Annotated in this window: 13 protein-coding genes; 6 read left to right on the top strand and 7 right to left on the bottom strand. The window is 62.3% G+C overall.

Translation table 11 applies throughout. The features are described 5' to 3' along the window. Positions 1–81 precede the first annotated feature (81 nt). Positions 82–1,323: a bifunctional folylpolyglutamate synthase/dihydrofolate synthase gene (locus tag VSP_RS00340; protein ID WP_009957960.1), complete on the top strand. Its 1,242-nt coding sequence runs from the start codon at positions 82–84 to the stop codon at positions 1,321–1,323. A gap of 70 nt (positions 1,324–1,393) precedes the next feature. Here VSP_RS00340 and VSP_RS00335 read toward each other — a convergent pair whose 3' ends face one another. From VSP_RS00335 to VSP_RS00320, 4 genes are all read right to left on the bottom strand, one after another. Next, on the bottom strand, positions 1,394–3,856 hold the full coding sequence (locus tag VSP_RS00335; protein WP_198141283.1) for a hypothetical protein: 2,463 nt from the start codon (positions 3,854–3,856) through the stop codon (positions 1,394–1,396). Positions 3,857–4,195: 339 nt separating this feature from the next. Next, entirely contained in the window at positions 4,196–5,395 is a 1,200-nt protein-coding gene (locus VSP_RS00330; RefSeq protein WP_009957959.1) for a 3-keto-disaccharide hydrolase, read from the bottom strand. A gap of 138 nt (positions 5,396–5,533) precedes the next feature. Beyond that, complete coding sequence (gene rlmN, locus VSP_RS00325; RefSeq protein ID WP_044133767.1) at positions 5,534–6,661, bottom strand: dual-specificity RNA methyltransferase RlmN; 1,128 nt, start codon at positions 6,659–6,661, stop codon at positions 5,534–5,536. Between the two features lie 171 nt (positions 6,662–6,832). Then, complete coding sequence (locus VSP_RS00320) at positions 6,833–9,415, bottom strand: 2OG-Fe(II) oxygenase family protein (RefSeq protein ID WP_009957956.1); 2,583 nt, start codon at positions 9,413–9,415, stop codon at positions 6,833–6,835. Between the two features lie 123 nt (positions 9,416–9,538). On the opposite strand from VSP_RS00320, the gene VSP_RS00315 reads away from it, so the two are divergent. The 4 genes from VSP_RS00315 to VSP_RS00300 all read left to right on the top strand — a co-directional run bounded on the left by VSP_RS00315 (position 9,539) and on the right by VSP_RS00300 (position 14,934). Continuing rightward, positions 9,539–10,228, top strand: a complete 690-nt coding sequence (locus tag VSP_RS00315; RefSeq protein ID WP_029190059.1) for a glycosyltransferase family protein — start codon at positions 9,539–9,541, stop codon at positions 10,226–10,228. Beyond that, on the top strand, positions 10,225–11,187 hold the full coding sequence (locus VSP_RS00310) for a radical SAM/SPASM domain-containing protein (protein ID WP_009957953.1): 963 nt from the start codon (positions 10,225–10,227) through the stop codon (positions 11,185–11,187). Before VSP_RS00315 ends, VSP_RS00310 begins: the two co-directional genes overlap by 4 nt. A 14-nt stretch (positions 11,188–11,201) precedes the next feature. Next, on the top strand, positions 11,202–12,572 hold the full coding sequence (locus VSP_RS00305) for a hypothetical protein (protein ID WP_009957952.1): 1,371 nt from the start codon (positions 11,202–11,204) through the stop codon (positions 12,570–12,572). A gap of 97 nt (positions 12,573–12,669) precedes the next feature. Beyond that, positions 12,670–14,934: a heavy metal translocating P-type ATPase gene (locus VSP_RS00300; protein WP_044133372.1), complete on the top strand. Its 2,265-nt coding sequence runs from the start codon at positions 12,670–12,672 to the stop codon at positions 14,932–14,934. A gap of 865 nt (positions 14,935–15,799) precedes the next feature. Here the strand turns inward: VSP_RS00300 and VSP_RS00295 are convergent. The 3 genes from VSP_RS00295 to VSP_RS33155 are packed head-to-tail and all read right to left on the bottom strand — an operon-like array spanning position 15,800 to position 20,201. After that, entirely contained in the window at positions 15,800–17,869 is a 2,070-nt protein-coding gene (locus VSP_RS00295; protein WP_009957950.1) for an FUSC family protein, read from the bottom strand. Positions 17,870–17,904: 35 nt separating this feature from the next. Continuing rightward, positions 17,905–18,720: a hypothetical protein gene (locus VSP_RS00290; protein WP_009957949.1), complete on the bottom strand. Its 816-nt coding sequence runs from the start codon at positions 18,718–18,720 to the stop codon at positions 17,905–17,907. A gap of 59 nt (positions 18,721–18,779) precedes the next feature. Continuing rightward, positions 18,780–20,201, bottom strand: coding sequence for a neutral/alkaline non-lysosomal ceramidase N-terminal domain-containing protein (locus tag VSP_RS33155; RefSeq protein ID WP_009957947.1), 1,422 nt, complete (start codon positions 20,199–20,201; stop codon positions 18,780–18,782). 143 nt (positions 20,202–20,344) lie between these two features. On the opposite strand from VSP_RS33155, the gene VSP_RS00280 reads away from it, so the two are divergent. After that, positions 20,345–21,655 (top strand): PQQ-binding-like beta-propeller repeat protein, encoded by a 1,311-nt coding sequence (locus VSP_RS00280; RefSeq protein WP_044133761.1) that lies wholly within the window; start codon positions 20,345–20,347, stop codon positions 21,653–21,655. The last annotated feature ends 93 nt before the right edge of the window (positions 21,656–21,748 follow it).

Genomic DNA, 21,748 nt, shown 5'->3' with positions numbered 1-21,748 from the left:
GCCATGGTCAAACCAGCGTTAAATTACCATAAGCACCCAATTCCGGGATGACTCCTGCCCCTTAGCTGCTAGGATTCGACTGTGCTGCAACAAGCCCAACAGGAACGACTGGCCCTCGACTGGCTCTACGGCACCCAGCTGTTTGGGATCAAGCTGGGGCTGGAAAACACGCGCAAGCTTCTGGACGACATGAAGCTGCCCATGGGCGGGCAGAAGTTTCTCCACGTGGCGGGCACCAACGGCAAGGGGAGTGTCTGTGCGTTTCTGCACAGCCTCCTGAAGGCAGCCGAGGTCAATGCCGGGCTCTTCACGTCTCCCCACCTCATCCACTTTCGCGAGCGGATCCGGGATGCCGAGCGCACCATCACCTCCCAGGAGATCGTCAAGGAGGTGGACGCCCTCAGGAAGCGAGTGGAGGGCTGGGACCCTCATCCCACCTTTTTCGAACTCACCTTCGCCCTGGCCTTGGACTGGTTCCGCAAGCAGGAGCTGGAGTGGGTGGTGCTGGAGACCGGCATGGGAGGGCGCCTGGACGCCACCAATACCGTCCTCCCTGCCGCCTGTGTGATCACGAGCATCAGCCTGGACCACCAGCAACATCTGGGCGCGACCCTGCGGGAGATCGCCACGGAGAAAGCCGGCATCATCAAGCCGGGGGTGCCTGTCATCACGCTCAAGCAAGCCCCTGAAGTGATGCAGGTGCTCTCCGACACCGCACGCGAGCGCGGAGCGCCTCTCTCCATCGTGACCACCCCGCTGCGGGGTTATCAGCTCGGTCTTTTTGGCCAGCATCAACTCTGGAATGCCACCCTGGCCGTGGCCGCATTCAAAGCCGCCGGCTTCCGCGCCAGCGAGCCCGTGCTGCGCGTGGGCCTGAAGACGGTGGAATGGCCCGCCCGCTTCCAACGCGAAGAGCAGGACCGTCTGATCATCGACGGAGCTCACAACCCTGACGCGGCTGAAACCCTCGTGCGCACCTGGCACCAGGCCTTTCCCGGCGAGAAAGCCAGCGTCGTCTTCGGCGCGGTGTCAAACAAAGACGCCAAGGCCGTCATGCGCTCCCTCCAGCCCATTGCCTCCCACTGGCACTTCACCCGCTTCGACAGCCCCCGGGCCATGGCCCCGGAAGATCTGCGCAAGGAACTGGCCGACCTCTATGCCAGTGCCGTGAATTGCAGCGTTCACGAAACCATCGAGGACGCCCTCGCCAAAGCCCGCCACAACGCGGAACGTGTGCTGGTCACCGGCTCCCTTTATCTGGCAGGAGAAGTCATCTCCATCCTCCGCGGCGAACGCGAGTGGTTCCAGAGCAGTACGCAGTAGGGGGAGAGGGGCAAGGGATAAGACCTGAGTACGGAGCAGCCGATTCCCGCCTTCCCCCAGTCCGCATTGGCTACGGTCCGCGCCAGCCGTAGCTGGTGATGGCGGTCATTTCCACCCAGTGGTTCTTGCCATCGGTCTTCCAGCCGAGCTCGGCAATGACGGGCATGTCCATGCCCCAGCCAAGCTGATTGGCCAGCTGCTGGGCGAGAGCTGACTTCTTTGGCACAAAGATGTGTCCCTGAAAATGGCCGTGGGGCTGTTTCACCTCAAAGGCATCCTTGGAAGTCACCTCGGGCACGTCTTTGTCGAAGTAGTGTTTCCTGCGGAGCATCACGCGGAACTTTGCGTTGGGTGCCCCCTTGGTCTCCAGGAACTTGAGCATCAAGTCCTCCTTGAAGTCCATAAAGGCCTCCCAGTCCACCCGTATGCCGGTCTTGGTGGATTGTTCCACGAGGGTGAGCACCGGGTGCTCCAAAGAGCCGCCGCTCAGTTCAAACATACAATAGGGCGGCACCCCATTCTTGTTCACATAACGATCCACGAAGTCGATCTGCCCCACCCGGATGGGCCCGTCTGCGAACTGCTCCGGATTCTTATCGAGCGCGGCGCGGAGTGTATCAGCCTTCTGGACCAGGGTCAGACGGTCGCGCCAAGTAGGGGCCTCCAGGAATTTTTTAAGCACATCGACCGCCGTTTGAGCCTCCTTGGGCAGCTTGCTCACCCTCACGCTGGCGACGGGGGTGGTAACCAGAGTCACGGCGGGACCCGACATATCGGGGATGGGCCCGTTGGGCAGGGCCATGTCAGGCGGAGGGGGCGGCAGGCCGCCATAGGGCACCTCCCCGGGAGCCAGGGACGGTTCCGGCATCGCGCCAGCAGCCGTGGGCAGCTCGCCTGGCTGCGGAGGCGAAATGGGCGGCGGGCTGTTGGCCAGTGTCATGGTGGTGGGCGCCTCCGGGGTGGAAGCTGGCGCGGGCAATGAGGCTGCCGCAGTCTCCGATCCGGGAGCCGGGAGGTCACCTGGCATCGCCGCCAAAGCGGCCACGGAAGGTGGAGCTGGGGCGGGCATCGCATCCGGCGCGGGGGCAGGGACTGGGGCGGCGGTGGGCACCAGCGGTGGGACCGTGGCACTCGCCTGATTAGGCTCACCTGGGAAGTCGGTCACGGGAATTGCCATTGGCACCGGAGCCTCTTCCGCTACAGGCTTGGCGGCGGCCTCTGGCACCGCCGTAGCCGGATTGTGCGTTGAGGGTGCCAGATCCGGCGGGACAGAAGGCGACTCCACCACCGCCGCAGGGCTCGAAGACGGTGCGGCATTGGTCCCCCCGAGCCCCGTTCTGGCCTCGGACCGGGAGTCGGGCTGCGGCGAGACAGTCGCTTGGGCAGGGCCGCTTAACCAGGAGGCGATGGGTTTCCGGCAGAACCAGAGCAGAAGAAGCAGATCCACGAGGAGGAAACTGACCACCCCGATCATCGCGATCCGATTTAGCCGCAGCCGACGTTCGCGACGGGGCGAGCTACCGACCATCACCAACGGAACATGCAGCCAGGGGCGCGTTTCTTGACCCGGCAGGTTCACCGGCCCTCCGAGGGAAGCCCCCGTTGCAAGTATTTCTCCCATGCCCGGCTGGGCAGCCGCTTCTGCGGTCTCTTCGTCTGGGAGTGTTTCCGGCACCAGCGCACTCGCTACCGGGGCCATCACGACCTCAGCTGGGGGAGGTGCGGCGGCGACTGAAGCAGAAGGTTTTGTCCCTTTTTTAGAGGCGACCGCTGCCGCGGGTTTGCGTTTGCTCTCCGGCTCACCCGCTGCGGGTTCGTCGGCCGCCCCGGAAATGGACTGCAACTTGGAGCGCATCCGCCCTTCTTGTGACCTCGCCGTGGCGGGTCGGGAGGCGGTGGCCGGGGCAGCAGGTTTCAGGTCCGACTCAGCCGGGATCGGCGGAGACGGCTCAGGATTGAGGCCCTTGATTTGCGGAGCGGGAGGGAATGTGAAACCCGCACCAAAAAGGTCGGGGTCCTGCTTGGCGGGAGGCGCTTCTACGGGGACCTGAGACCCGATCTCTGGTGACGCGGCGGTGGCAGACTCCTGGTGCGGAGCCGGAACTTCAGGTGCTGAAGCAGATATGGTCGCAGGAGCCCCCTGAGGAGCGCTCACGGGAGCGAGCTCAGCCGCAACGGTGGCGAGTGTGGCTGCCGGGGTGGCCTGGACAATCTCTGGTGCAGCCCCATTCTCGGCAGCCACCGGGGGCGGCCCAACGTGGGGCACTTCCAACGCTGCTGAAGGCACCGGATCCGGCAAGGCAGGGGCAGGCAGCGGTCGTTCGGGGGCTTTCTCAACCCCGACGGCCGGAGCCTTGGGCGTCTTCGCTGCCTTGGGCCGCAGGGCATCGGCCAGCTGTTCAGCGCTCCATTCTGCGGCAGCGGCAGGGGGGCTCGCAGGGGATGGCACGGCCTGGGCCTGGCCAGGGGGTGCCTGCACCGGGAGGGACGGCGAGGTCACCACCGCCCCGCATTTGGGACAGTTGTCACTCAAGCCTGCCATCTGGAGCGGGACAGCCAGTTTGGCGCCGCATTGGTGGCATGAAAACTTAAGGAGTCGTTGCATCAAGGCATTCGGACGGCATTGACCTAGAGGCCCTAACTACCAGAAAATCCTGGACAATCAAGCAGAGACACGGTGAGGGCAAAGCGGTGGAGTTGAGCAATTCAGGGCGAAAACCATGTGCCACAAGGACACGAAATCGCCTTCCGTCAACGAACGGTCAGCAATCAACTCCTTCTCTACACACTTGAAAAGCAAAAAACCCACCGGAGCGGCGCATCCGGTGGGTAAATGAAGAAGAGAGGGAGGGAATGCTGCGGAATCTGGCTCCTACAACTCCTTCAGGAACACATTGCCGTACTCGCTGCCTTCTGCCCCCGCCTGAAGACCAAGGGAACCCTTGGCGGCCAGACCTGGCACCACGATGTTGTCCAGCACCGTCTTTTCGTTGAGTTCCACGGTCAACCGGTCCCCTAGGAGCGTGATGAAATAACGATTCCACGCCCCTGGCTTGAGTTCCACCTGGGACAGCGGTTGGAGCACTGCTTTCAGTTCCGGGGACTCCGACGTCAGGCCACGCAGCAGCACCCCACCCAGCGGCAACGGTGTGCCAGACTTGGGTGTCTTGCTGTCCACACACAGGGTGAAGTTGCCAAACTCCCGCTCGGTCCAGAGGGTCTTGCCCACGGAAGCTTCTCCTGCCTTGGCCTTGAAGGTGGCCCCGTTGGCAGACCACACCGCCTTCACCTCATCCTCAGCCTTCCAACCTCCCAGACCTTTGCCGTCGAAGAGCTGCTTGAAGCCCTCGTAGAGCCGGGCGGACTGCTCCGGCTTGGCTCCGGAGGAGGGCAGCTCCTTGATGCGCACATTGCGGAAGTGGGCCTCGCTGCCTTCGCTCTCCAGGCAGATGTACCCTTTGCGCGGGTAGCAGTCCTTGCCCACAGTCACTTCCTTGCCATTCACGGAAAGCTTGATTTCACCGTCCTTGCACTCCACGCGGTAGTGATTCCACTCGGGCGAGGGTTTGACGCGGTTCTCGGTTGGGAAGCTGCGTTTGCCGGTCTTGGCCACGCGGCCGGTGGGCGTCATGGTCGCGCCCCAGATGGGAAAGATGTCTCCGTGGGAGGTGAACCACTCGTTGGCTCCTTTGTTTTTCTCATAGCCGAGGTCGAGGATCTGCACCTCGATGCCGCGGGCGTAAGGCACCCCAGGGGCGGGCAGCCCCTCACCCCAGATGAAGAGCCCGCTGTTTCCCGCCTCCTTGAGGTGACGCCACTCCAGCTCGATGATGAAGTTCTCGTACACCTTGCCCGTCCGCATGAAGCCCGTGGGCTGGCCGGTGGTGATGACCATGCCGTTCTCCCAGCGGAAGGTGTCCTCCGCCACATTGCACGGCACCCATCCACTCAGGTCCTTGCCGTTGAACAGGGGCGCGAAGCCGTCGGCGTCAGCGGCAGGCGACTGGGCACGCAGAGGTGCGGCGAGGAGGGCAAGCGGTAGCAGGGCCAGGAGGAACCGTGGTTGTTTCATAGGTTGCGGAAGCTGAGGATCGACAGGACCGTGTGGCACGCCGCCACATGGGCACTACGTCATCTCACATGGCCTTCTTCAACCGGGTGGGACCCGATTTGATGCACCACAGAGCAAATGCCCTGGTGTCGCACCGGTCTAAGCCCCCGACGAAATCGTCTTCCGCTTCTCCGGCACAGGGCTGGTGATGATGCCCTCCTCCGTCTCCTGTTTCAGGCGGAGCTGCCCGCAGGCGGCGGCGATGTCATGCCCCTTTTCGCGGCGCAGCGTGGTCATCACATCATGAGAGGCCACGATATCGCGGAAGGTGTCCTGGCGACGTTCGCTCGGCCGCTTCCATTGCAGGCCCTCGACGGTGTTGTAGGGGATGAGGTTGACCTTCGCGTCCAGACGTGAGGCGTGCTCACCCAGCAGGCGCGCTTGTTCAAGAGAATCGTTCACCCCGTCGATGAGGATGAACTCAAAGGTGAGCCGTTGCTTCTTCTTCGAGTTCCAGTACTCCAGCGCGGGGAAGAGCTCCTCCAGCGGGTACTTGCGATTCACGGGCATGATTTGGTTGCGCACCTCGTTGCTCGCCCCATGCAGGGAGATGGCCAGGCGCACCTGTAGCGGGAAATCCGCCAGCTTGTGGATCTGCGGGGCCAGTCCGCTGGTGCTCACGGTCATGTGTCGGGCCCCGATGTTCACGCCCCACTGGGCGTTCAGCACCTCGATGGCGCGCATCACGTTGGTGAGGTTGGCCAGAGGCTCGCCCATGCCCATGAAAACCAGGTTGTCCACCCGTGCCCCAGCCAGCTTCTCGACTTGCAGGATCTGCTCCACGATCTCCCCGGCGGTCAGGTTCCGGGTAAAACCGGCCAGACCGCTCGCGCAGAACTTGCAGTCATAAGCACAGCCCACCTGGGAGGAGACGCACAGCGTGCGCCGGTCAGACCGCTCGCCATAGAGCGAGGGCGAGGCGGGGATGAGCACCGTCTCGATGAAGCGACCGTCGTATAGCTTGAAAAGGAACTTCCGCGTGGTGTCCTCCGAGCCTTCCACCCGGGCGTAGGTCATGCTACGGAGCGTGAGTCGGGTGGCCAGCGCCTCCTGCAACGGTTTCGAAAGGTTCGACATGGCATCGAACGACTCCACCCGCTTCTGGAACACCCATTCCTGCACCTGTTTCACCCGGTAGGGCTTTTCCCCCAGCTCTGTCAAAATCGCGCCCAGCTCGGCCGTTTGGAGGCCGAGGAGCGAAGGCAGAGGGGTGGGCGTGGCAGACATGGCAGGGATGGGCAAATAGACGCTGGCAAGAAAGATGCCGGACACGCAGCGTAACCGATTCCGGGGAAAAGTCGAAGGAAACGGCGGAACGCCGTTCGAGCACTGCGGCTCCGCCCGACGGAGACTCCCCGGAGCCCGGAGGCCCCCCATCCTTGTCCGGGCCGACGTAACTCACCGCCTGAACCCGCGTTTCAGGCTTTGCCAAAACCCACGCGAACAGGCACCTGCTGCGGCGCTCCGGGGAGACTTCCCTCGCGTGTGAAACTTCAATTGAAGACTCCCTGGCCGTTTTGCGAGAAGCTGCGTGGGAATATGCCCCTCCAGCGTGGTCACTCCCCCTTCTCCTTTGTAACTCAGTGCCAGCGTGTGACCATTGGCAACCACTTGCAGAGGCAACGTGTCTTTGTCAGAACCAAAAGCCGTGAGCCGACAGAGCAAACGGGCCCCACCGTCCGCATGGCGGTGGACGTCAATCCACCAATCCTGGCTCGCACTCGCCCAGCGGAACCATGACAGTCCCTCCCCCTCGAAAGCGTTTTCCCCAAGCCCCAAGAGCGGAATTTCAAACAAGAACTCCCGCATGGCCATGTCCTTGCCCTGTTTGATCGCAGACGCGTCCGGCGTCAGCGAGACTTTCCCAATGGCCAGGCCGACAAGCCTGGAATCGGCACTGCTTGGGTTGACGTCGGAGGGGCGGCCCAACTCCGGCAGCCTGAGTTCAATGACGGCCCTGTTTTCAAGCTTTTGATTTTGCAGCACGCTCGAAATGATTTTCCCCTCGGCGCGAAGCCCGTTCTCCTGCGGGCGAAGCTTCATCGGGACCCTTTCCCCGTTGACCTGGACGTCCAAGGAGGAGGCAGCCTCCGGCGTCAGGGCATGGCGGATGTCGAGCTGAAGCAACCCCGGCCCCGGCGAATGAGGCCAGGGCACCTCAATGACGGAAGGTGTGCCCGGCCCCATCCACTGGAAGAGCCCACCACCATCGCGCTCTGGCGAATGCCAGCCGGATTTGAATTGGGTGTCCTTGTCCGGGGGCTGCTGCGTTCCCATAGCCTCCTCGGGCACCCCTCCATCAACAAGGGCGGGAAGACGGTCCACCTCGAAAAGCGGCTCCGGCAGTTGAACCAGCAATTCAACAAAAGGCAGGGCAAAAGGCGTGGGGTTTCTGGGAGCCACCTGCTGGATGGACCGCGCAGTATTTACCCAGGCCACCATCGTGTTTCCGCGGGATGGGACCGAGCGGGCCACCTTCACTTTGTCTCGGTCCACCTGCCAGCCCGCACCAAACGTCAGCGAACCCGGCTCTTTGATGGCAAAGAACTCATGCGCACCGTCCTGCCCATCGTCTTCATCTGGCCGGAAATAGAGGTAGCATTCAATCACCTTGTTGTTCTTTTTGAGGTGCGCCCCCCGCTGAGCGCAAGCCTCACCCGCCACTGCGGTCTGCGCTCCGACGAGGACATCCAGTTCCACGTCGCCGGGTCCAGCAGGATCAATGCCCCTGCGCCGGGCCCGGAGGCTGCTCAACGGCCCGAAGCGTCGCTCGAAGTCTGGATACTCCTGGAGTATTGCCGCTCCAAATCTCTGTAGGCAGGCGGACAGCGCTTCCTGGCTGAGATTGGCTTCGATAAAGTCCCGCCAGACTTGCGGCAATTCGGGGTCCGCTAGAAGGTCGCGGGCTGTGCGGGCAGCTTTGGTGTTGTCCGGCAGAGAATGCTGGAGCGTCGCTGTCTTCCCCATTGGGTAGTGGTTGGCATTCAGGCCCGGTTCAAAGATCCGCATCATCGCGGATTCCTTCAAACATTTGGGTAGCGCCAATTCGAGTTCACGATACAGGCTCTCTGGAAGCGCTTTCTCCAGCACCACCATGGGAAAGGGGTGCGGCTCAAGCGGCCCCACGCCGACGCACCGGGCGAACAAGGGCTCCATCTTCAACCTGGGAGGCGGAGCGGAGGCCGATGAAGGCGGGGGTTCAACCGTAGAATCCAGCTTCACCGTGAAGACTGGTTCCCTCATCTCCCCCACGATGTTGATGTGATAGCGGGGCCAGGCCGCTATGCTGCGAGCCGTCACTCCATGGACGGAACGAGGGGTATTGAGAAACAAAACCAGCGTGTTGTTCCGATACGGAACGGTCCGGACCGTGCGAACCCGGCTGCCAGGCAGCGAGTAACTGCGGCCAAAAACGACTTCTCCAGGCAGAATCTCATGGAACTCCAAGTCCGCCCCGGTGGACTCATCCTCCTGATGCCGGAGGTAGAGCAAGCCCGTGAAGATCTTGTCTGGCTTGTCGATGTGACCGCCCCGCACCGTGGTCCCGGGAGAAAGGGCTGGAGTGTTCACGGCGATCTGCACATCCAAACCCACAGCATGAATAGGGCGGTCCTTGTGCCGGCGGTGGATGACTTCCAGATTCTCCAAGGGCCCAAACGATGTCTCGAAATGAGGATGTTCACGGCGGATGTGGCTGGAAAACTTCTGAATGACCGCTTGAAGAAATTCTTGGGAAATTCCTTCACGCATCAATTCCTTCCACACAGCAGAGACACGAGGGTCTTCCAGCGCTGTAGCAGCAGAAAGCGAAAACCGATGATTGCTCCGGGGTGCCTCGCCACGTGTCAGCACCTCCATGGGGGGCATCTCGCGCAGCAGGGCTGCGCAAGTTTGCGCGTCGAGCACGTCTTCGATGATGACATGCGGAAAAGGCTCCAGGTGAACCTCAGCCTCCGCCAGCTTTGCGAATATTTCCCTCATGACACGTTTGCCTTTAGACTATCCATCTTCATACTGCAAAAGCCATCTGCACGCCAGCGGCGACCACTCCGCTGCGTGTTGCGGCTTCCTCCAAGAGCCCATACCGCCCACCTGCCTGTCATTGTGATCCGAGTGTTCGTTGGCTATGATTCACGCGAGACGGTTGCATGGCACGTCTCCGCCCATACGATTTCCTCCCGGTCATCCAGGCCAGTTTCCATCGCCCCGGTTTCGTTGCAGCACCTGCAGGGCGTGTTCACCCGCCCCCAGGACGCCAGACAGTCCACCGAATTCTCTTTTTCGCGTTTCCTCGTTCCCTGGCTGTGTGACTACCAGGGCTGGGCCGTCTTTGTTGACTGCGATACCCTGGTGCTGGATGACATTGCCCGACTCTGGGCGCTGCGGGACGAATCGTTTGCGGTGCAGGTCGTGAAGCATGACCATCGGCCTCGGGAAACAACCAAGTTCCTCGGACAGCCCCAATCAACCTATCCCAAGAAGAACTGGAGCAGCGTGATGCTCATGAACTGCGCACGCTGCACGGCCCTGACCCCTGAGTACGTCAACCAGGCGTCAGGCCTGGATCTTCATCGATTCCACTGGCTGGAGGGAGAGCACCTGATAGGGGAGATTCCCCACCGGTGGAACCACCTCGTGGACTACGACCCTCCCCTGCCGGAGAGCGAGCTGTCATGCCTGCATTTCACCAGCGGCGGCCCCTGGTTCCAGGATTACGCGGAATGCGGTTACGCCGATGTCTGGCACCGGGAGTTCGCCACCATGACCCTGCCCCTCTCAAAGCCAGCTCCGTGAACCCCACCTCTGTAAATCCCTCCCAAGTAAAAGGGGTGCTTAGCACTGATGCGCGCGGCATTGATCCCAACATTCAGCGAAAGGAGACCATCTTCGCGAGCCAGTTGCAGCACGACGCGCGGACCAGGGTGCCATTGTTTGCCAAACTGGAACTGAGCCTGACAGGTCTTTGCAATAGAAAGTGCCGGTTCTGCCCCCGCTCAGACGCATCGTTCTTTCCCAATGTGAACGAGCATATGAGCGATGCGCTTCTCCACGGCATGCTCGATGAACTTGCGCAAGCCGGCTGGAAGGGCACCGTAAGCCTCTCGGGCTTCGGCGAACCCCTGCTGCATCCAAGGATACGTGAAATCGTCGGTACCATCCATCGAGTGCTGCCCCATGCCCGCATTGAAATGGTTTCCAACGGGGACCGGCTAACAGCAGGATTGGCCCGTGACCTTTTTGACGCAGGCCTGCATGTCCTTGTCCTGAGCCTGTATGACAATGAAAGTCAGCTCCTGAAGTTTGACTCCCTCAGGGCGGAAGCGCAGTTGCGGCCGGACCAGATGCTGCTCCGGATCCGCTACAAGTCTCCAGAGGAACATCACGGCCTGACACTCTCCAACCGCGCGGGCACTGTGGATCTCAGCTATCTGGGCAGGGAAAAGCTGACCGCCCCGAAAAGCCACGCCTGCTACTACCCACATTACAGCCTCTTCGTGGAGTATGACGGCACAGTTCTCCTCTGCTGCAATGACTGGGGCAAAGTCTCCGCCTGCGGAACAGTAGGAGCAAGAGGTCTGCTGGATATCTGGTCCAGCCATCACATGGACAAGGTCCGCAAGGCTCTGCTCGCTGGAGACCGTTCGCACCAGCCCTGCTCAGGTTGCGACATCGATGGAACTCTGATGGGCCGGGAGCATGCCGCCGCATGGAACCAACACTACGAAGACAGGCCGGAGCTCCAAGCCAGCTAGTCTCCCGTCTTCAAATGACCCCTTCTCAGAACAGCTTCGAGTTTCTGTACTTGCAGGACCGGCCGGAACTCATTTGCAAACCACCCGAAACGACCCCGCTGGAGTACAACGTCGGGAACTCGTTCTACGGCATCGGTGACATCATCAGGGAATACGCGGGCCTGCCGAAGGGCTCGCCCCTGCCCTTCGCTGTGGAGCACTTTGTGCCCTATGAAGTGGATACGATTCACCAGAGGGACATCGTGGATGGCCTCCCTGTGTTCCTGTCCACCACCCCGGAACGCGCCAAGACCTATGAAGCTGCCGGTATGCCAGCAGCTTACCCCATCGGTTTTCCCCTTCTGTACGCCATACGCCTCTACCATCGCAAACATGGCCGTGGCACCGGACCCAGGCGGGGAACCATTGTCTTCCCTCACAAATCGACCAAAACCATCCGGAGGGACTTTGACCACGACGAATTTGCAGACTGGTTGAGTGCCCTGCCGCAAGAATACCATCCAGTGGTGGTAAACCTGTACTGGGCGGACTATCAGCAGCACAAGCACACGATCTATGAATCGCGCGGCCTGCAAGTCGTGTCCTGCGGACATCTGTACGACAGTCTGTTTCTCCTGCGGTTTTATGATCTCTGCCGCCAGTTCCGCTACGCGTGCAGCAATTCATTCGCAAGCAGCTTCCCCCTCTCTGTGCTATGTGGCTGCCAGTACTTCTACCGGGAGACAGCCGGCCACCGGCAGGAGTTCCAGGGCAATCATAGCAAGTTTGACACCGATCCAACCGTCCAAAACCCCCGGGCTCAGGCAGCGCTGGCCCTGTCCCCTTTTCCCCCCGTCCCAGGCGGTTTTGTGAAACAACAGAAGCTCGCACGCCAGCTTGCAGGATACCGCTGCTTCCGCTTTGCGTGGAGGCTGCGCAGATTCTACCGCGTCGCCCACAGGCTCCTTCTGGCCCAACGCGGATCCGGCCTCGACTTTTCACAGAACGTCCAGCGGGACAGGCTTCACCCATGGTTGCCCGAGGGCATTGCAGAAGACGGCTGGCTCCACGACACCGCGTCCCTTTTTATTCCCGCGACGCTGAAACAGCCGTCCCTTCACCTCACGCTTCAATTCCCTGCTTGGTCAAACGTCCAGCAGCAGATCGTTGAGATCTTTGCAGAAGGAGCTTCATTGGGTGAGGTGAAGTTGCGCTGCGGCGTTCAAACTCTCAGCATCTTCCCACCTCTGCGGAATACCGATCAACGGATCACTTTGCGAGCCAAGTCATCATTCAAGATTTCCGAGCAGGATCCACGTCAGGTTTCATGCAGACTGCTGCGCTTCGAACTGGGCAGTCAATCCCGTGAGAAAGGGAAGAGCCTCAAGATCGAGGCGATTCGCTGATTCACGAGTGCCGCAGATCAAGCGGCAGACGCGTAAGCAGCTCTGCCGGGGCCTTGAGGTTGCCAATCCTCTGAAGCCCGTGCATTTTCACCCGTCCATGTCCGACGCCTCCCCCTCCACGCTCCCGCCCGTCACCTGGATGGACGGTCTGGCAGAGTTTCTCGCCAACGAGCATGGAGTGGAGGCCATCCTGCTTCATCCAGAACAGCGCAAGGTGAGCCTGGCCACCCTGGGCACCGTGGATACGGCGGCCCTGACGGACCGGCTGAACGAAGTGCTCCGGGAGCTGGATGCCCAGTGGTCTGCCCATGGCGAACCCAACGGCACCCTGCCGCCCGGTCGCTCCTTCTCCCTCCAGGTGCGCCATCTGCCGGATGATGCGGTGCTTATTGAAAAGCCCAGCTGCCCCACCGCACCAAGATTCTGGAAGTGGCGCGAGTTCTCCTGGCCGGAGCCCGATGAGCTGGAAGACCACAGCCGCGAGGAGTGGCAGGCCCTGGCGTGGCAGGCCGGCATCTGCGGTGTGGCACTGGTCGCGGGTTGGACTCTGGAGCATACCGGCGTACCCAGGGCTTTCTGGATCGCTTGTTATTTCGTGTCGATCCTGGCCGGTGGCTGGGACGCCGCCAAGGATGCCTCCGGCAAAGTCCTCAAGGGGCAGCTCGACATCCATTTCCTCATGCTGGCCGTGGCCGTGGGGGCCATGGCGATTGGTGCCTGGCATGAGGGGGCACTGCTGCTCTTCCTGTTCTCCCTTTCTGGCGCACTGGAGCACTACGCGCTGCATCGCACGCACCGGGAGATCAACGCGCTGACCAAAGCTGCCCCCAAGATGGCGCGCGTGGTTCTGCCCGATGGCAAGACGGAAGATCGCCCAGTGGCCTCCCTTCAACCTGGCGAGGTGCTCCAAGTGCGGCCCGATGAACTCTTCGCCGTGGATGGCTCCGTTCAGGAAGGCGAAACCGCTGCAGACGAATCCAACCTTACCGGTGAATCCGTGCCGGTCGGCAAGCAGAAGGGCGCTCAAGTGTACAGCGGGACTCTGAACCTCTGGGGTGTGGTAAAGGTGAAGGTGGAGCGGCGTGCGGAGCAGAGTTCCCTCCAAAAAATCATCGCCCTCATCCAGCACGCCCAGCATCTGCGCGCACCCAGCGAGCGTTTTACGGACAAATTCGGCACCCGCTACACCTGGCTGGTGATGGGCATTACCGCGACGATGTTCTTCATCTGGTGGCTGGGAATGGGTAAACCTCCTTTCCAGAATATTGGCGAAGAGAAGTCCGCCTTCTACCGGGCCATGACCCTGCTGGTGGTGATGTCCCCCTGCGCCCTGGCGTTGAGCATTCCCTCTGCCATCCTGGCCGCGATCGCCTGGGGTGCCCGCCATGGCATCCTCTTCCGCGGAGGCGCCGCCATCGAGAAACTGGCTGAGGTGAATGTGGTGGCCATGGACAAGACGGGAACGCTCACAGAGGGCGAACTCCGCGTGACCAACGTGGAGAGCTTCCCACCTGGTCGTGAGACGGAGGTGGCCCGCCTTGCCTTCACCCTGGACGGCCAGTCAAACCATCCCATTTCCCGCGCCATCACCACGCATGGCAAGAGCCTGGGCTTGGAGCCTTATCCAGTCACAGAATTCCAGCGGCTCACCGGAGCGGGCCTGCGTGGCCGGGTCAACGGAGAGATCTGCTATGTGGGTCGGCGCGAGCTCATGGAGCAGGGCGATTTTGCCCAATGGCTGGACAAGATCCCAGACACCCCGCTGGGTTACTCCGAAGTATGGGTGCTCAGCCCTCAGGGCGTGGGCCGGATCCTTCTGCAGGACACCATCCGGCAGGGCAGCAAAGGCGTGCTGGAACGCCTGCATGCCGAGGGGGTGCGCACCATCATGCTCACGGGCGACCGGCGTGCTGCCGCCGAGCAGGTGGCCAAAGACATCGGCCTGGATGAAGTGCGCGCCGGCCTGAAGCCGGAGGACAAAGTCGCCGCCATCAAGGCCATGACCGATGCCGGTGAGAAGGTGGCCATGGTGGGCGACGGCGTGAACGACGCCCCCAGTCTGGCGGCAGCGTACGTCAGCGTGGCCATGGGTGCACGCGGCTCCGATGCCGCACTGGAGCAGAGCGACGTGGTGCTCATGCAGGACCGCATTGAAAAACTCCTGACGGCCCGGGAGCTGAGCCTCAAGGCCCGGCGCGTCATCAAGCAGAACTTGGTTATTTCCTTGGGCGCGATCGCCCTGGCTTCGCTGGCCTCCATTCTTGGCTGGCTGCCGCTGACGCTGGGGGTGCTGGCGCATGAGGGCAGCACCGTGGTGGTGTGCCTGAACAGCTTGCGGTTGTTGCTGGGGAGGGAGAAGTAGTTGGGGAAGGAGGTTGTTTTTGCAAATATTTCCTCCGGTATCACAGGCAATTTCCGCGAAACACCTCCTGAAAACAACCAACACGTGGTCCCGCATGCGGGACTGTGGAGTGCGTGCGTGAAGCGCCGCTTTCGCGGCTCTGGAGATGGGCTCTTGTCTGAAGACTTGAGCAGCAGCGCAGCGCAGTTCCCCTCAACTACCCAGCATGGCGTGCACACCCCGGCCCTTCCAAACTCGCGCCAACGTCTTGGAGTGTCGGTGGCTTGACACCGCTTTCGCCAGCCGACGACGGAAACGCGCCAGAGACAGGGGCTGCCTGGAGACAAAATGGTCGTCCGCGGCGGTCGCGGTTTTGGATGCGCCATCCCGCTGCTTCCATGCTCCGGTACGAGGAACTCACAAGGCGCGCCAAAGCGGCGGTCGCGCACGCAACTCCAAGGATGCTCCGCATCCAGGAGCAGGATGTTCTTGGAACCAAGTCAGACTTGTCGGCCTCCGGAACTCGCATGGGTTCATGAGCCAATGCTCCGTGAAAAACTACCGTATTCACCACACTGCGCCCTCCTCACCCCGAACCCTCCGGGTTCATGAGCTAACTCGACCCCAAAAAACGCACCAACGCACCAACGCACCAACGCACCAACGCACCAACGCACCAACGCACCAACGCACCAACGCACCAACGCACCAACGCACCAACGCACCAACGCACCAACGCACCAACGCACCAACGCACCAACGCACCAACGCACCAACGCACCAACGCACCAACGCACCAACGCACCAACGCACCAACGCACCAACGCACCAACGCACCAACGCACCAACGCACCAACGCACCAACGCACCAACGCACCAACGCACCCTACCCCCTTGCCACCAGCTCCAGCGCCCGCACTTCCGTAAGCACGGCCAGCAGCGGATGCCAACACTCTTGACGTATTCCGGGTACGCTGCTCTCTGCCAGCCCGCTGCCGCTTTCCACGGCCACGGCCACGTTTTCCAGCAGCCCTTTGGTCTCGGCCACCACCGCGGCGGGATCCGATGCATCAGGCGCGAGCCCCGCCTCCATCTGGATGGCGAGGGCACTGATGGCGCGGGTGACACGGTCGTTGGCGGTCACCACCCCTGTGGCAGGGGCGTCAGCGGGATCACCGCCGGGCTCCGCCAGCAGACGCTGCAAACTGGCCGCCGCACGACTTGCCTCACGTTCCGCCACCTGCTTGGCGCGGACGATGCGCTGGTGAAAAGTCCCGCGGGCACTAAATTCACGGGCCACTTCATCAAAGTACACCCCGTTCGCCCGGATCGCGGCGGCCATGAGGCCGGGGAACCGGGACCGCTCGGAAACCGGCCAGAACCAGGCCGCCGCCACCAGAGCCAGGACGGCCCCGGCCAGGTTCGAGAGCAACCGGCCTATCGTAAAGTCCAGATGCACCGGCACATGCAGCTCCGTCAGGAGCACGATCATGATGGTGACAAAGAACACGGCGAGGCCGTAGCAGCGCTTCAGGAAATAAGCGAAGGTGAAGGCGGCGGAGATGGTCAGCCCCGCCAGCAGCCAGTGGGGCAGCGGCATGAACAGCGTGGCGCTGCCGAGCAAGGCCCCGGCCACAGTGCCGGTCACGCGTTGAAATGCGCGCTGACGGGTCGCCCCATAGTCGGGTTGCAGCACGACGATGATGGCAAAGGCCATCCAGTACCCACGGGGCACCGCCCAGTGCAGGTAGGCAGCCACCGCCAGTGTGGTGAGCAGGGCCATGCGCAACGCATAACGGACAAGGGCCGGATCTGGAAAGGGCACGGAGTTCAGCCAGGATGCAATGGCCGGCATGGAAGCGCGGCTCAGATCCGGGAGGTGCTGGGGAATGGTGGCGGGGATGTCAGAATGCCCGACCGTGGGTGCCAGGGAGGTCACCAGAGAGTTGAGCTGACGGCCCATGACCTCAAAAAGCCGGCGGTGGGGGCTGATTGCAACCGGAGCCCGCCCTTCCTCATCCTCAAGTGCCATGACTTCCATAAGATGCCGGCAGGTCTGGATGCGGGCCCGGGTGGCGGCGAGGTTCCGTTCCTGATGCGTGATCAAGGTGATGGCCACCGACCGGCCGAGATTTGCCAGCTCGTTGAGCACCGCCTCTCTCGCGGCCCTGCGCCGGGCGGGCTCGGCCGCCGGGCCCGTCGCAGCGATCCGGCTTTCAGACAGGGTGTGCCACGCGGCGGCCTGCATGGCAAGGTGGGCCGCCTCGTGCACCATCTGCTCCAGGTGGCCGATCAACACCGGGCTGTTGCGACTGCGGGCGGAGTTCAGGGCTGCCGTGGCCCGGTCCAGCGTGTCCCGCAGCGCACGTTGTTTCATCGTCCAGCCGTTCCCCTCGCCCCGGCCGGTCTGGATCAACGCCAGATAAAGGTCTGACGCCGCCACCCAGGCATCGGCCACGGCATGGCGCAGCGGATGCTGCGGACGGAATGCCCACAGCCCAAGTTGAAGCACTGCCGCCCCCATGCCGCCCAACGCCGTCCACAAAGCCACCTGTCCCGCGCTCGCCCCGTGGGAAGGCCCTTCCAATGCCAGGAGAAAGAGCAACGCCGAATCAACCCCCAGAGGAGGCCCGTAGTCCGCGCTCACATGACGCCAGACCCCGCTCAGCAAGGCCAGCAGCCCGATGCCCGCCACCGCTGCCGGAAGATGGTGAGCGGCCAGCCCGCCCAGAAAGGCGGCCCCCGAGATGACACTGATCATCACCGCCATCACCAGCACCCGCTGGGGGTAAGCCCCGCGCAACTGGGGCATGCTCAGCCCCAGCGCAGCGGTGGCCGCGTATTGAGCGGCCACGGGCGCTCCACTGAGCGCACAGACGATCAACGCGCCAGCAAAGGCGGTCGTAGCCCGGGTGGCCCGGGCGAGGTCTGGCTGGAGGGCGGACCTTTCAAGCATGGGGGAAGGGAAGGAAGCCGGCTCAGGAGAACAGATCAGTGCCAGCGTGCCAGAAACGTACGCAGTTCATCCACATCTGCCTCGGAAAAGCTGCGTCCCTGGCAATCAGCGCGATCCATCCCAAAGGCATACGGAGAGGGTGGGTCTCCGCATGCATCCCTGCAGTCTGCCGGGTAGAAGGTGGCCACGGGTTTGTCCTCAAACCAGGCTGCCTGCACCAGACTGGAGAAGCTGCCGACCAGGGCACGGCTGGATTTCACCAGATTGAGCGTCGCCGGTGTGGAGAGGCTGTCGAGCACCGTGATGTTGTCTCCGGCCCACTGGTGGCCGTCCTCGGTCCCGTGCAGGACTCCGGGTCTGGCGGTCCCACGAAGATAACTGCGGGTGACCAGGAAGACGGGGCAGGGCTGCTCTCGCAACACCTGGACGATGCGCTCCACCAGCGCGACGGGAAGCCCGCGGTAGCGATTGTTTCCTGCAAAAGGCTGGAAGACAATGTGGCCGGTGGAGGCCACATTGTCCGGTGCATCAAACGTGGGCTGGTAGCCGGGATCAGCAGGCCCCCGCACGAGGCTGGCATGATCCACCCCGGCGAATCGGCAGAGATCCTCATTGATCTCGCGGGCAGAGAGCCCCATGCCCAGCAACTCCTGGTACTTGTGCCCCAGATCATAGAGAACAAACTGCGCGGCGTTCCGGTGGTAGCGGAAGAGCTCCATCGAAAACGGATTGTGTGATGCCACCACCACCGGCACGGGACTGGCAGCCTCCTCCAGATGCTGGAGGCTGCGGGTCAAATAGCAGGACCGAATAACGTCCCCCAAGCCCGCGGTAAAAATGACTGGACGCATGATATCAAACCGGCCAGAGCGGCGGGTCACCCTGCTGCCCCAGCCATCACCACTGAATCTTACTTTGCGGCCTTGAGCTTCTGCAAGAGTCTTGCTGCCGCCTCCACCAAAATTTCCCCTGAGCCCGCAGCACAACGGGCGCTGACAACTTCATACGCCCCCTGGCCATAAGCGCGCTTGGTGGGGATGTAGCCAATGGAACCATTGGCCAGCTCCGCGATGAACGTGTGCTTGAAAGGAGACAGCTTTTTGATATCCAGCCCCAGCTCCACAAAAATCTCCCCCGGCAGGCTGACGACGGCCACCTCATTCCCAAGGGTGATGACCTGCACCTCCACCTCCCAGGGCGCCCCCTTGCGCCCCTCCACATCCACCACCTTGAAGGCATCCACCTGATCAAGGAATGCTGGTTTCTTTTCGCCAGAAATCACCTCCTGCATGATGGCCGTGGCTTTCTGCACCTGCTCCGGTGTGATCGCTGGCAAAGGAAGTTTCACCACTTCACGGGCGACCCGAAGCTGATCGCCACTGGCGGGCTTGAGCTCACGCGCGGCCTTGAACACACTGGCCGCCAGAATGGTGCCGATGCGTGTGGCCTCGCCCGGACCTTTCTGAGGAGCCTCCCAGTTCACATCCCGATGGTTGATGTTCCCACAGGCTCCGTTGGCAAAGAGGGTCACGCTCTCTCCGCCGCGCCAGGCACCCACCAGTCCGGCCATCACGCCAGGATAGTCCGCCGAGATCCGGCTCCCGCCCACGGTGTCAGGATGCAGGGCGAAATTCACCAGCGTGGCGAGCGGCTTGCCCTTGGGGTCGTTCACCGCCAGCACCAACACTTCTGGATCCACCGGCCCGGCGGGCTCCACGATGTTCGGGTCCAGTTTGCGCGGATTCCAGGCCACCGAGCCGTCCTTGAGGAAGAAGCGGCGGTTGAAGGCGAGGTTCTTCTCCGTCGCCCGGCCCAGGGAAATGGCAGCGGGAGCGAGGCGCACCTGGGCTTGCTCCACGCATTCCGCAATGAGCCCAGGCAGAGTGGCATTGTACTGGCGGGTGATGTCTTTGCCCCCACCGAAGACGTTGTCACGCGGCCCCCTGCCGGTGATGATGGGAGCGGTATGGGTGTGGGATGCTGTGATCAGCACATGCTCCGTCGGAATCCCCGTTTGCTCCTGTACCGCCTTGCGAGTGGCTTCCACCATGGGGGCAGAAGTGGTGATCAAATCCAAAGTGACCATCGCGGCCTTCGTGCCGTCTTTCTCAAACACCAGTGCCCGGGCAAAGAGGTCATCCAGCACCCCCTCTGAACCGCGTTCATTGTAGTATCCCGCCATGGGGATGCCATCAGGGGGCGTGATCTTGATCTGGGCCGCCCCCACGCGGAGCTCTGCCGCATCCAGTATCCCCGGCAGGGCCAGGCATGAGGTGAAACCTGCCAGCAGAAACGCGACGGACTTGCGGGAGGAGAGGGATCTGGAGCGCATGACGGTGAGAGGTACGCCTACTTTACAGCAGTTTTCTCCAAGCGACGCAAGTGTACGCTGTGGCGGCTGCAACCATGTGCGACTGGCCGGGTTCCATCCCCCAACCTGACTTGGTCCGCTGCGACCAGTCCCCCTCTCCTGCCATGAAACCGAACGTTGCCCGTCTCTTCGCCTGCTGGATCTCGATCTCGGCCATCACAGGGGTCACTGCTTCGCAAGCCTCTGCCAACTGGCCCCAGTTCCGCGGCCCCAACAGGGATGCCGTGAGCCAGGATCCCAAAGTGCCCTCCACCTGGAGCGCCAGCGAGAACCTACGGTGGAAACTCGACCTCCCCGGCCCGGGTGCATCGAGTCCTGTAATCTGGGGAGACACCGTCTTTGTGACCTGTTTCTCCGGTCAGGAGGAAAGCGGGGATGTGTCCAGTTTGGTACGCCACGTCCTCGCCGTGGACCGTAACACTGGCAAAAAGCTGTGGCAGAAGGACTACCCGGCCCCACACCCGGACGATCCGTGGCAGGGCATGATCCGTGAGCATGGCTACACCAGCAGCACGCCGGTGACCGATGGCAAAGCTCTCTACGTGCACTTTGGCAAAGGGGGAGTGGTGGCGCTGGACTTCACTGGCAGGGAACTCTGGCGTGCCGATACGGGCAAGGAATCCAATCAGCGCCGCTGGGGGGCGGGTGGGTCGCCTCTGCTCTGGCAGAATCTGCTGATCGTCAATGCCTCCGATGAAGGGCAGGCCCTGGTGGCGTTCGACAAAACGACCGGCAAACAAGCCTGGCGTCAGGAGTCTTCCCTGCTGGATCTCGCGTTCAGCTCGCCTCAAGTCTTGAAGCGCAAAGATGGCAAAGAGGATCTGCTCTTCGCCGCGCCGGGCGAGCTGTGGGGCATGAACCCGGCTTCCGGCAAGCTCCGGTGGTATGCCGAGACCGGACTGACGGGCAACATCTCGCCAGACCCCCTCATGCAGGACGAGACGGTCTATGTCTTCGGCGGGTTCCCCGGGACCGGACGGGTGGCGGTGCAGGCGGGCAGCAAGGGAGCAGTGGCTGAATCAGGCATCCTGTGGCGGGACAACAGTTCCAGCTATGTGCCCACTCCCGTGTTGTACCATGGGCACCTCTATGTGGTGAATGACCAGGGGTTTGCCTGGTGTGCCGATGCTAAAACAGGCGCTGAAGTCTATCGCGAGCGGGTGGGTGGCGGCAGCGCTGGCCGGGGTCGCGGCAAGCCGTTCTATGCCTCTCCGATCCTGGTGGGCGACAAGATCTTTGCCGTGAGCCGGAGGCAGGGCACCTTTGTGCTCGCTGCCAAACCTCAGTTTGAACTGCTGGCCACCAATGTCATCGCCGGAGACGACACGGACTTCAACGCGACCCCGGCCGTGAGTGACGGGTGTCTGTTCCTGCGTTCCAACCAGACGCTCTATTGCGTGGGTTCAGGAAAGTAGGGCGCGAGCGGGTGGGTGGGTGGTGGATTTGTGGAAGCATAGACCGCCGCTCCCTGGTCCGTTGAACTCGCGAACCTCAAAGGAGCAATTTGG

The organism is Verrucomicrobium spinosum DSM 4136 = JCM 18804 (assembly GCF_000172155.1).
GTDB classification, from domain to species: Bacteria; Verrucomicrobiota; Verrucomicrobiia; order Verrucomicrobiales; family Verrucomicrobiaceae; genus Verrucomicrobium; species Verrucomicrobium spinosum.
The sequence above is the reverse complement of the archived record's forward strand: the minus strand, read 5'-3'. Positions and strand labels throughout refer to the sequence as shown.